The sequence below is a fragment of the Ruegeria sp. D3 genome (assembly GCF_056534465.1).
The window spans coordinates 17,034-29,589 of sequence record NZ_JBQFPK010000004.1 but is presented as its reverse complement, the minus strand read 5'-3'; the positions used below and the strand labels follow the sequence as shown (position 1 = coordinate 29,589).

The 12,556-nt window shown below is 60.7% G+C and carries 9 protein-coding genes; 5 read left to right on the top strand and 4 right to left on the bottom strand.

The features are described from left to right. Position 1: 1 nt before the first annotated feature. The gene (gene hisS / locus ACR0DX_RS07005) at positions 2-1,489 is read right to left on the bottom strand and encodes a histidine--tRNA ligase (protein WP_170352275.1); all 1,488 of its coding nucleotides are present in this window, start codon (positions 1,487-1,489) and stop codon (positions 2-4) included. Positions 1,490-1,613: 124 nt separating this feature from the next. On the opposite strand from hisS, the gene ACR0DX_RS07000 reads away from it, so the two are divergent. Next, entirely contained in the window at positions 1,614-1,808 is a 195-nt protein-coding gene (locus ACR0DX_RS07000; protein WP_170352274.1) for a SlyX family protein, read from the top strand. Between the two features lie 4 nt (positions 1,809-1,812). On the opposite strand, the gene ACR0DX_RS06995 is transcribed toward ACR0DX_RS07000, so the two are convergent. From ACR0DX_RS06995 to dnaE, 3 genes are all read right to left on the bottom strand, one after another. Continuing rightward, positions 1,813-2,175 (bottom strand): hypothetical protein, encoded by a 363-nt coding sequence (locus ACR0DX_RS06995; protein ID WP_480845604.1) that lies wholly within the window; start codon positions 2,173-2,175, stop codon positions 1,813-1,815. Between the two features lie 8 nt (positions 2,176-2,183). After that, positions 2,184-2,396, bottom strand: a complete 213-nt coding sequence (locus ACR0DX_RS06990) for a YMGG-like glycine zipper-containing protein (protein ID WP_170352272.1) — start codon at positions 2,394-2,396, stop codon at positions 2,184-2,186. Positions 2,397-2,473: 77 nt separating this feature from the next. Beyond that, positions 2,474-5,974 carry a DNA polymerase III subunit alpha gene (gene dnaE, locus ACR0DX_RS06985; RefSeq protein WP_170352271.1) on the bottom strand — a complete coding sequence of 1,167 codons (3,501 nt, stop codon included), beginning with the start codon at positions 5,972-5,974 and terminating at the stop codon, positions 2,474-2,476. 343 nt (positions 5,975-6,317) lie between these two features. Between dnaE and xdhA the strand changes: the two genes are divergently transcribed. From xdhA to ACR0DX_RS06965, 4 genes are read left to right on the top strand one after another with little or no spacing between them, the layout of a single operon-like run. Further along, positions 6,318-7,676 (top strand): xanthine dehydrogenase small subunit, encoded by a 1,359-nt coding sequence (gene xdhA, locus ACR0DX_RS06980; RefSeq protein ID WP_170352270.1) that lies wholly within the window; start codon positions 6,318-6,320, stop codon positions 7,674-7,676. Further along, positions 7,673-10,075: a xanthine dehydrogenase molybdopterin binding subunit gene (gene xdhB, locus ACR0DX_RS06975; RefSeq protein WP_170352269.1), complete on the top strand. Its 2,403-nt coding sequence runs from the start codon at positions 7,673-7,675 to the stop codon at positions 10,073-10,075. Before xdhA ends, xdhB begins: the two co-directional genes overlap by 4 nt. Continuing rightward, the gene (gene xdhC, locus ACR0DX_RS06970) at positions 10,075-11,010 is read left to right on the top strand and encodes a xanthine dehydrogenase accessory protein XdhC (protein WP_480845598.1); all 936 of its coding nucleotides are present in this window, start codon (positions 10,075-10,077) and stop codon (positions 11,008-11,010) included. Before xdhB ends, xdhC begins: the two co-directional genes overlap by 1 nt. Next, positions 11,007-12,524 (top strand): ABC transporter ATP-binding protein, encoded by a 1,518-nt coding sequence (locus tag ACR0DX_RS06965; protein ID WP_170352267.1) that lies wholly within the window; start codon positions 11,007-11,009, stop codon positions 12,522-12,524. The genes xdhC and ACR0DX_RS06965 overlap by 4 nt, the downstream gene beginning before the upstream one ends. The last annotated feature ends 32 nt before the right edge of the window (positions 12,525-12,556 follow it).

Here is a 12,556-nt window from a genome sequence, read left to right as displayed (position 1 = left end):
GTCAGTCCTGACTGTCCAGAATTTCGCGTACCTTGGCGACCAGATCGCTACGCGGCACTTCGAATTGGCTGGGGCGTTCTTTCCATTCCTCAAGCGTGGCGCTTTCGGCGATCTTGGCCCCAAGGATCAGGTCCTTGATCTGCACGATCCCACTGGCCTTTTCATCGCCCCCCTCGATCACCGCGATGGGAGAGTTCCGCTTGTCTGCGTATTTCAGCTGATTGCCAAAGTTCTTGGGGTTGCCCAGATAGACCTCGGCCCGGATGCCCGCATTTCGCAGCTCGGCCACCATGGCCTGATAATCGGCCATACGGTCGCGGTCCATCACGGTCACAACCACGGGGCCGGTGGCCTGCGCCGCTATCCGGCCCTTTTCGCGCAGGGCGGCCAGCAACCGGTCGACACCAATGGACACGCCGGTCGCAGGCACTTCCTGCCCGGTAAACCGTTTGACCAGATCGTCATAGCGACCTCCGCCCGAAACCGATCCGAACTGCCGCTTACGGCCTTTCTCGTCGAAAATCTCAAAGGTCAATTCGGCCTCATAAACCGGGCCGGTATAGTACCCTAGGCCCCGCACGACCGAGGGGTCAATCTCGATCCGGTCCGAACCATAGCCGCCCGCATCAAGCAGAGCGCCGATCTGTTCCAACTCGGCAATCCCATCCGCGCCGATCTTGCTGTCGCCCACGGCAGCACGCAGGTTGGCCAGTGTTCCGGCGGTATCCGCAGCCTTCGAGGTCAGGAAGGCAATCACTGGCTCGGCCTGATCATCGCTGAGGCCTACACCGTCGATGAACGCGCCCGAGGCATCCAGTCGGCCTGTGGTCAGCAACTCACGCACACCGGATTCGCCGATCTTGTCGAACTTGTCGATGGTGCGCAGGACGTTGTCGCGGGCGGCCGCGTCTTCGCCCAGACCCATCGCCTCCAACACACCGTTCAGGACCTTGCGGTTATTCACCCGCACTAGATAGTCGCCGCGCGGAATACCCACGGTCTCCAACGTGTCCGACAGCAAGGCACAAATCTCGGCATCTGCCGCCATCGAGGCCGTGCCCACCGTATCCGCATCGCATTGATAAAACTGACGATACCGCCCCGGCCCCGGCTTTTCATTCCGCCAGACCGGCCCCATCGCATAGCGGCGATAAGGCGTCGGCAGATCATTGCGGTGCTGCGCATAGACACGAGCCAGTGGCGCGGTCAGGTCATAGCGCAGTGCCATCCAGTCACCGTTGCCGCCCTCGTCAAACTCCTGCCACGCAAATACGCCCTCATTCGGGCGATCCACGTCGGGCAGGAACTTGCCCAGCGCCTCGACGGTTTCCACAGCGCTGCTTTCCAGCGCATCAAACCCGTAGCGATGATAGACATCCGCAATCGTCCGCAGCATCTCGGTGCGCTGCGAGACTTCCTGGCCGAAATAGTCGCGGAACCCTTTCGGCGTGACGGCCTTGGGGCGGGGCTGTTTCTTGGGCTTGGCCATGTGGGGCGTCCTTGCGGTTCATGTTCCGCGCGCGGTCTATCCCATGGCCCGCATCGGGGCAAGGCGCGCTTTCACTGGTGTTGAGGTCAAAGCGCCGCTATGACCACGCTCAAAGGAGAGCCCCATGCAGCATCTGGAAGAGCAGATCGCCCACCTGACCCGCACGGTCGAAGAGCTGAACACAGTCGTTACAACCCAACAGAGTGAGATCGATCGCCTGACCCGGCGTGTCGAGATGCTGTTGCAGCGCGAGGCTGAACGGGCGCAGGAAGGATCAGGTGGGGTCGTGTTCGGAGACGAACGCCCGCCGCATTACTGACTGCTTATAACCCCAGCGTCATTTTCACCGCATTGTCGACCACACCTCCCAAAAGAGCGTTCTTGTCCGCAGCGCAGCCTTCGGAAAGCGCCGCTATGAAGGCTTCACGCAATTGGGCCTTTTCCTCATCGGTCGTTGCGTGATCTTCGATATTGATCTGACGGTTATATAGCGACAGGGCCGTCATTTTCCCGACGACCTCTACGACAAAGGCTTCGTCTCCGTCTGCCTCTTCGGCAATCGACGCGCAGGTATAATGCATCACTGGCAATGCATCCTGCACCATCTGTTCAGCCGCCTCATCCGCCGCAGCGAAAGTTGGCGTTATTAAGAGCACGGCGCTTAGGATCAGTCTGGAGGTGTTCATCATGGCTCTCATTTCCAGTTATGCCCGATGATCGCACCAGCTACGCCGCCGATTGCTGCGCCCTTGCCGTCTCCGACCAACGCCCCGACACCGGCCCCGATGAGCGCACCTTCGATTGTCTGCTTTTTCTTCTTGTCATCAGCCACCCCTGCCGAGGCAAATGCCAAGGACGCCACAGCAGCAAGCGCAACAGTTCTGAACCCGAGACCTAAAATCACCATGTCAAACCCTCCTTTGGCCCGAAACCGACCAAAGCCAGCCTAGCCCGAGGGATTGTGTCTGGCAACAAAAGGCGGGGTCAGAACTCCTCGACCGACATCACGCCTTCCAGCGATTTGATCGCGCCTTTAATTTGCGGATTGATGGGGAAGTTCTGGCCCAGATCCATCTCGACCTCGCCGGGCAATCCGGGCGCCATCAGCAGCAATTGGATAGGCCCGCGCGCGGCGTTTTTGGCCGCGCCAACCGCGTCCTCTAGCACTTTGGCCACGGTAGGCAGGGCCTGTTCCTCGTCCACAAAGATGCGCAGGCCGGTCGCACCCGCCTCGGCCACTACCGTATCCACCGGGCCGACAGAGCGGCCAAGCAGTTTCAGCTGATCAGCTTCCATTGTGGCCTCGGCGGTTAATACAACTTGCGCGCCAGTTTCCAGATACTCGCGCGATTTCTCCAACGTTTCCGAGAACAGCGTGACCTCATACGCACCGCTGGGGTCCGAAAGCTGCGCAAAGGCAAACCGGTTGCCGCGCGCCGATTTCCGCTCCTGCCGACCGGCAACAACACCGGCCATCTTGGCGATGAACGGACCCGAACGTGCCTTTTCCGTCACCTCGTCCAGCGTCATGACCTGCTTGCGTTTCAGCGCAGGCATATAGTCGTCCAGCGGATGGCCCGAGAGGTAAAAGCCGATGGCCTTGAATTCCTCGCTCAGCCGTTCTGCGGGCAACCAATCGGGCGTGGGCGACAGGCGCGGTTCGGGCAGGTCATCGCCCGCCTCACCAAACAGCGACACTTGGTTCGAGTTCTTCTGTTCGTGGATCGCCGCCGAATACTGCACCAGCGGATCAAGGCTTTCGAACACACGGCGGCGGTTCTTGTCCAACTGATCGAACGCGCCCGCCCGCGCCATCATTTCCAACGGGCGTTTGCCGACCTTTTTCAGATCAACCCGGCGGGCGAAATCGAACAGGTTCACAAAGGGCTTTTCCGCGCGACCATCGACCACCAGGTTCATCGCCTCAACGCCCACGTTTTTCAAGGCGCCCAGCGCATAGACAAGCTCTCCGTTCACCACATCGAAGGTCGCTTGAGATCGGTTCACGCAGGGCGGCACATAGGGCAACTCAAGCCCTTTGCGGACCTCTTCGAAATAGACGGCCAACTTGTCGGTCAGGTGGATATCGCAGTTCATGACACCAGCCATGAACTCGACCGGGTGGTTCGCCTTCAGCCAGCCGGTCTGGTAGCTGACCACCGCATAAGCCGCCGCGTGAGATTTGTTGAAGCCATAATTGGCGAATTTCTCCAGCAGGTCGAAAACCTCGCTGGCTTTCTTGGCATCCACGCCGTTTTCACCCGCGCCCTTTTCGAATTTGGGGCGTTCGGCATCCATCGCCTCTTTGATCTTCTTACCCATCGCGCGGCGCAGCAGGTCGGCACCACCAAGGGAGTACCCAGCCATGACCTGAGCGATCTGCATAACCTGTTCCTGGTAAACGATGATGCCCTGTGTTTCCTCAAGGATATGGTCGATCAGCGGATGCACGGATTCAATTTTCCGCAACCCGTTCTTGACCTCGCAATAGGTCGGTATGTTCTCCATCGGGCCGGGACGATACAGCGCCACAAGGGCGACAATATCCTCGATACAGGTCGGCTTCATGCGCTTGAGCGCATCCATCATGCCCGAGGATTCCACCTGGAACACCGCCACCGTCTTGGCGGCGGAATAGAGCTTATACGTCGCCTCGTCGTCCAGCGGGATGGCATTGATCTGGTTCTCGGCCCCATCGGCGGGTTCATAGAGTTCCGTGCCATCCGCCGCGATGTGCAAAGGCCGCCCGGACTTGAAGATGATATCCATCGCGTTCTGAATCACGGTCAGCGTCTTCAGGCCCAGAAAGTCGAACTTAACCAGCCCGGCCTGTTCCACCCATTTCATGTTGAACTGGGTCGCAGGCATGTCGGATCGCGGATCCTGATACAGCGGCACCAGCGCGTCCAGAGGCCGGTCGCCAATCACCACCCCCGCCGCGTGGGTCGAAGCGTTACGCAACAGCCCCTCGACCTGTTGGCCATAGGTCAGAAGCCGGTCCACCACCTCTTCGTTCCGCGCCTCTTCGCGCAGGCGGGGTTCGTCTTTCAGAGCCTTTTCGATGGAAACAGGCTTTACGCCCTCGACCGGGATCATCTTGGACAGGCGGTCCACCTGCCCGTAGGGCATCTGCAGCACCCGCCCGATATCACGCACAGCGGCCTTGGATAGCAGCGCACCAAAGGTGATGATCTGCCCCACCTTGTCGCGGCCATATTTCTGTTGAACATAGCGGATCACCTCTTCGCGGCGATCCATGCAGAAGTCGATATCGAAGTCGGGCATCGAGACCCGCTCCGGGTTCAGAAACCGTTCGAACAGCAGCGAATACCGCAACGGATCAAGGTCGGTGATCGTCAGCGCATAGGCCACAAGCGAGCCCGCACCCGAGCCCCGCCCCGGCCCCACCGGAATGTCGTGATCTTTGGCCCATTGGATGAAGTCGGCAACGATCAGGAAGTAGCCGGGAAAGCCCATCCCTTCGATAATGCCAAGCTCAAAATCCAGCCGTTCCTGATACTCCTCGGGCGTCACCGCATGCGGGATCACGGCCAAACGTTTCTGCAGGCCCTCATTGGCGATGCGGCGCAGTTCGGCCACTTCATCATCGGCAAATTTCGGCAGGATCGGATCGCGGCGATAAGCCATGAACGCACAGCGCTTGGCGATTTCGACCGTGTTCTCAATCGCTTCGGGCAAATCGGCGAACAGCGTCACCATTTCCTGCTGCGACTTGAAATAGTGTTGGGCTGTCAGGCGGCGGCGGCCGTCCTGTTGGTCGACATAGGCGCCCTCGGCGATACAGATCAGCGCGTCATGCGCCTCATACATGTCGGTGGTCGGGAAGTAGACGTCATTGGTGGCGACCAGAGGCAGGTTCTTGGCATAGGCCATCTCGACATGGCCACGCTCGGTCAGGCGTTCGGCCTCGGGCTGGCCACCCTCGCCCGGGTGGCGCTGCAATTCGACATACAGCCGATCCGGGAACATCCCGGCCAGCCGATCCACCAAAGCCTCAGCCGCTGGGCGCTGGCCCTGTTGCAGCAGCATCCCCACAGGCCCGTCCGGCCCACCGGTCAAGCAGATCAAGCCGTCCGAGCGATCCGTCAACTCCTCCAATGTGACCTGCGGCAACTGCCCGCCCTTGTCCACATAAAGGCAGGAACTCAGCTTCATCAGGTTCTCATACCCCACCTCAGACTGCGCCAGTAGCACCAGCGGCGCGGGAGCTTTGGGCTTTTCCCCCGGCTGCGCTTGCAGGTAGGTCAGATCGACCTGACAGCCCATGATCGGCTGCACGCCGGCCCCGCTGGCGGTCACGGAAAACTCCAACGCCGAGAACATCGAATTGGTGTCAGTAACGGCGACGGCGGGCATATCGGCCTTTTCACACAGGCCAGGCAGCTTTTTGAGCCGCACGGCCCCTTCCAGCAGGGAATATTCTGTGTGAACACGAAGGTGGATGAATCGAGGAGTGCTGCTCATGAAGCCCAAGCTATCCCAGCTAGGCGCGCGGCAAAAGCGGGAACCGCATAGATGGAATGCCTAAAAAATCAGCTTAGATTATTCGGCTTTTCCAGAAGGTGCTTCGGCAGCAGCAATGCCCCAAGAAGGCAAAACACTTTAATTTCAAAGCTCTGTGCGGTAGACACCAATTTCAAATACATCGCCATCCGGTGTAATGGTACATCCCACAGGCAGTTTTTCTTGCCAGATCGGGTGAGCTATTTCTAACATCTGACGGCAAGCTATTCGCCCGCCACTCTTTCTACGTCGCATCGAAGGAGGGCCGCAGGGGCGCAACCGGGTAAGGCGACGGGTTTCACGCATGAACATCACGTTTCTTCTGAACGGAGAGACAGTGGAGCTGTCGGATGTCGATCCGACCGCCACCCTGCTGGACTGGCTGCGCGAGGATCGCGGCCTGACCGGCACCAAGGAAGGCTGCAACGAAGGCGACTGCGGCGCTTGCACCGTGATGGTGACAGATGAAGGCGGTGCTAAGGCTTTAAACGCTTGCATCCTGTTCCTGCCCCAGTTGCACGGTAAGGCCTTGCGCACCGTCGAAGGCGCAAGCGGTCCGAATGGCGAGGCGCACCCTGTGCAGCAGGCGATGGTCGATCTGCACGGATCGCAATGCGGTTTCTGCACACCGGGCTTCGTCATGTCGATGGTCGCCAGCCACGCGAATGGCGCGACCGACCATGACACGCAACTGGCCGGGAACCTGTGCCGCTGCACGGGCTATGCCCCGATCATCCGCGCCGCCACGGCTATCGAGGCAATGCCTGTACCAGTCTGGGTCAAGGACGCGCCCGTGGATGCCGATGCCCAACCAATGCTGCCCACGTCATCGGACGAACTGGCCGCGATCTACGCAGATCACCCGGAGGCCACCTTGATTGCCGGAGCGACCGATGTGGGCCTCTGGGTCACCAAACAGCTGCGCGAATTGGACCCGGTGATTTTCCTGAACCGCTGCGACGACCTCAAGAACATCACTATCACCGAAGGTGAAATCCGCCTCGGGGCCATGGTCGACATGAACCGGATGGGCGCGGCGCTGGCCGATCTCCACCCCTCCTACGCCGAAATGATCCGCCGCTATGCCAGCGTGCAGGTTCGCCACGCCGCCACCGTGGGCGGGAATATCGCCAACGGCTCCCCCATCGGAGACAACCCGCCCGCCCTGATCGCCCTTGGTGCAACTCTGCACTTGCGCAAAGGCGAAACACGCCGGTCGATCCCGCTCGAAGATTTCTTCATCGACTACGGCAAACAGGACCGCGCGCCCGGAGAATTTGTCGAGGCGGTCAGCTTCCTCCGCCAGCCAGATCGCCTGAAATGCTACAAGCTCAGCAAGCGGTTCGATCAGGATATCTCAGCCGTGTGTGGCTGCTTCAACATCACCGTCACGGACGGCATCGTTAGCCAGGCGCGCATTGCGTTTGGCGGCATGTCGGGCATTCCGAAGCGGGCCACCCATGTCGAGGCCGCATTGATCGGCAAACCCTGGACCGCTGCGACCATTCAGGCCGCGCTGCCCACCTTTGCTGACGATTACCAACCACTCACGGATATGCGCGCCTCGGCCACCTATCGTCTAGAAACCGCCAAGGCGATGCTGGAGCGGTATTTCCTCGAAGATCAAGGCGAAGTGACCGACGTACTGAAGGTGACGGCATGAGCGTGACCAAACCCCTCCCCCATGACGCAGCCCCGCTGCATGTCGCAGGCGTTGCGCGATACGTGGATGATATCCCAACGCCCAAAGGCACGCTGCATCTGGCCTTTGGCCTCAGCCCGATTGCCAAGGGCACGATCACCGCGATGGACCTGTCGGCGGTGAAAGCCGCCGAGGGTGTGGTGCAGGTGATGACGGCGGATGACCTGCCCTTTGCCAATGATGTCTCGCCCTCGATCCATGATGAGCCGCTGCTGTCGGACGGCACGGTCCATTATATCGGCCAGCCGGTGTTTCTGGTGGTGGCGACCAGCCATCTGGCCGCCCGCAAGGCCGCACGGCTGGGCAAAATCGACTATGCCGAAGACACACCGATCCTGACCATCGAAGAGGCGCTGGCCGCCGACAGCCGGTTCGAGGACGGCCCCCGCATCTATGCCAAGGGCGACGCGGACGCAGCCATTGCCAGCGCGCGCCATGTGATCGAAGGCAGTTTCGAACTTGGCGGGCAGGAGCATTTCTATCTGGAGGGCCAAGCCGCTCTGGCCGTCCCGAATGAGGGCGCGGATATGTTGGTCCACAGTTCGACCCAGCACCCGACCGAGATTCAGCACAAGGTAGCTGATGCTTTGGGCGTTCCCATGCACGCCGTGCGGGTCGAAACCCGTCGGATGGGCGGAGGGTTCGGCGGCAAGGAAAGTCAGGGCAACGCTCTGGCGGTGGCTTGCGCCATCGCCGCCCGCGCCACCGGCAAGGCCTGCAAGATGCGATACGACCGCGATGATGACATGATCATCACCGGCAAGCGCCACGCCTTCCGCATCGCCTACAAAGCTGGGTTTGATGAGAACGGCCATGTTCAGGGCGTCTCCTTCCATCACTACGTCATCTGCGGCTGGGCACAGGACCTGTCCCTGCCCGTCGCCGACCGCGCGATGCTGCACTCGGACAACGCCTATCTGCTGCCGAATGCTCGGATTGAAAGCCATCGTCTGAAGACCAACACCCAATCTGCGACCGCCTATCGCGGGTTCGGCGGGCCGCAGGGCATGGTCGGGATCGAACGTGTCATGGATCACGCCGCGCACGCGCTTGGGCTGGACCCGGTCGAGCTGCGTCGCCGCAACTACTACGAGCCTGCGCATAAAGTGGCCGATCAGCCGCTGCAGGCGAAACCACTGGGTCATCCCGACCCGCACGAAGACCTGACCAGCCGAGGTGCTGTGGAAACCGGGAATGCCCCCGTTCGTCCCCTACCCGCCGGCGGCAACACCACGCCTTACGGTATGGAGGTCAGCGATTTCGAACTGCACGGCATGACCGAAGCGCTTCTGAAATCCAGCGACTATGCCGCTCGCAAGGCCGCCATCGCCGAGTGGAACGCGAAGAACGGCGTTATAAAGAAGGGTATCGCCTTCTCGCCGGTCAAATTCGGGATTTCCTTTACGCTGACCCACCTCAATCAGGCGGGCGCACTGGTGCATGTGTATCAGGATGGCTCGGTCCACCTGAACCACGGTGGGACCGAGATGGGACAGGGCCTGTTCCAAAAGGTCGCGCAAGTGGCCGCATCGCGGTTCGGCATTCCGCTGGAGATGGTCAAGATCACCGCCACCGACACCGCCAAAGTGCCGAATACCTCGGCCACGGCGGCGTCTTCGGGCAGTGACCTGAACGGGATGGCTGTGAAAGCCGCCTGTGACACGATCCGTGACCGGATGACGGACTATCTGGCCGAACGGCACCAGGCCGATCCCGCGACTGTGACCTTCGCGGATGGGCATGTCTTAGTTGGCGAGGAACGCTATACCTTCGCCGAAGCCGCCGCTCTGGCCTATCAGGGCCGCATCAGCCTGTCGGCGACCGGCTTCTACAAGACCCCTAAGATCGAATGGGACCGGATCGCAGGCAGAGGGCGACCTTTCTTTTACTTTGCCTACGGCGCGTCTGTCACCGAGGTCGCAGTGGACATTCTGACCGGCGAAAACCGCATTCTGCGCACCGATATCCTGCATGATGCCGGAGCCTCGCTGAACCCGGCGCTGGATATCGGGCAGGTCGAGGGAGGATATGTGCAGGGCGCGGGCTGGCTGACGACCGAGGAACTGGTCTGGGACGGCAAGGGCAACCTGCGCACCCATGCGCCGTCGACCTATAAAATTCCCGCCTGTTCCGACCGGCCCGATTTCTTCAACGTCGCGCTTTGGGATGGCGAGAACCACGAGGACACGATCTATCGGTCCAAAGCGGTTGGTGAGCCGCCCTTCATGCTAGGTATTTCTGCGTGGTTGGCCCTGTCGAACGCAGTGGCGGCCAGCGGGGATGGCTACCCGGCCCTGAACGCGCCCGCCACGGCAGAGGAACTCTGGCGCGGTGTCCAGCGGATGAAAGGCGGCAACTGATGGGATTTGACCTTGAAGCTCTGCAGGAGGCGGTCAAGATTCACGGGCGCGTGACCCGCGTGGTCATCGCTGCCATCAAAGGCTCGTCCCCGCGCGAGGTCGGCACCGCCATGCTGGTTTGGGCGGACGGTCAGTCCGGCACGATCGGGGGCGGTACGCTGGAGCATCAGGCAGCGCTCGCCGCACGGGCGCAGTCCGTCCCAATGCGACTGACCCACCATGCGCTTGGCCCCGATATGGGCCAATGCTGCGGAGGGGCGGTCTCGCTTTTGAGCGAGGTTTACGACCAACACGCGTTGGACGCGCTGGATGAGACAGTCATCGCACGTGCCCCGTCAGGCGGCGATATGCCACTTTCGGTCAAGCGCCTGCTGGCCGTAGCCCGCGCGCAGGGCGTTGCGCCCGAGCCGCAATTGATCGACGACTGGATGGTCGAACCCGTTCACAAACCGACCCGGCAGCTATGGATTTGGGGCGCAGGCCATGTGGGGCGGGCGCTGGTTGATGTGCTGTCGCCCCTGCCCGATCTTGCAATCACATGGGTCGACACCGGACCGGATCGCTTTCCCATGCAGATCCCGACCAGTGTCACCCCAATTCCAACGCCCAAACCCGCCGCTCTGGTCCAGCACGCCCCACCCGATGCCGAGCATCTTGTGCTTACTTATTCACATAATCTGGACCTGGAACTGTGTAATCGCCTTTTGACACATGGTTTTGGCTTTGCTGGCCTCATCGGCTCGGCTACGAAATGGGCGCGATTCCGGTCGCGGCTGACAGCCCTTGGCCATTCCCCCGAACGGATCAGGCAGATCACCTGCCCGATTGGCGATCCCGGTCTGGGCAAACACCCGCAGATGATCGCCATTGGCGTCGCCGCGCAACTACTGCGCCCGGCTTGGCAGAACGAACTGAAGAAGGACCAGAGCGCGTGACCACTCCACTTTTAAGTCTGCAAGGGCTGACCAAGGCTTATCCCGGCGTCGTGGCCAATGATCAGGTGTCCTTTGATATCGGCGAAGGCGAAGTACACGCCCTGTTGGGCGAAAACGGCGCGGGCAAGTCCACGCTGGTCAAGATGATCTATGGGCTGGTGAAACCCGACAGCGGCACCATGCTGCTGCGCGGCCAGCCTTTTGCTCCGGCGGAACCCCGCGCGGCCCGGGCCGACGGGATCGCGATGGTGTTTCAGCATTTTTCCTTGTTTGACGCGCTGAACGTGGCCGAAAACATCGCGCTGGGGATGGAAAACCCGCCCAAGATGAGCGATCTGGCCACGCGTATCCGCGAAGTATCCGAAACCTATGGCTTACCGCTGGACCCGTATCGCACCGTCGGCGACCTGTCGGCAGGTGAACGCCAGCGAGTCGAGATCATCCGCTGTCTGCTGCAGGACCCCAAGCTGCTGATCATGGATGAACCCACCAGCGTTTTGACCCCGCAAGAGGTCGAAATCCTATTTGAAACGCTGAACAAATTGCGGGCCGAAGGCACCTCGATCCTTTATATCTCGCACAAGCTGGAAGAAATCCGCACGTTGTGTGACCACGCCACAATTCTGCGTCTGGGAAAGAATGTGGGCGAATGCGTTCCGGCCGAGACATCAGCGCGGGACATGGCCGAGATGATGGTCGGTTCAACCCTGCAAACGCCCGAACGGTCGGGGCGTGACTTCGGCGAAGTCGCTCTGGATGTCAGCGGGCTATCCGTGCCTTCGCCGTCCGAGTTCGGCACTGCGCTGCGCAACGTTCACATGACAGTCCGCAAGGGCGAGGTTCTGGGCATCGGGGGTGTCGCAGGCAACGGGCAAGATGAATTACTGGGCGTTCTGTCGGGCGAAATCACCACCGCAGCTGATGCGATTAAGTTCAACGGTCAGCCCATCGGCTTGCTGGGACCTACTACGCGTCGCAAACTGGGCGTTCTAACCGCGCCCGAGGAACGTCTGGGTCATGCGGCAGCACCGGACATGAGCCTTACGGAAAATGCCTTACTGACTGGATCGGTTCGGGAAGGTCTAGAAAACAATGGCTTCCTGAAATGGGCCGAGACCAAAAGTTTCGCTGAAAAGATCATCAGCGCCTTCGACGTGCGCACGCCAGGCCCGGAAAACGCCGCGCGCTCGTTGTCCGGCGGCAATCTGCAGAAATTCGTGATTGGGCGCGAGGTACTACAAAACCCGGATGTGTTAGTGGTGAATCAACCGACTTGGGGCGTGGACGCGGCAGCTGCGGCGTCGATCCGGCAGGCCATTCTGGATTTAGCAGCCAAGGGCACGGCGGTTGTCTGTATCAGTCAGGATTTGGATGAACTGATGGAGATTTCCGACAGTTTCGCCGCCCTCAACGAAGGTCGCCTCAGCGCGCCTCGACCAACTACGGGCCTTACCGTGGATGAGATTGGCCTAATGATGGGCGGCGCGCATGGCATGGAGGTAGCCCATGTCTAAGCTATTACAGAAAAAGACGAAAACGGGGGTAT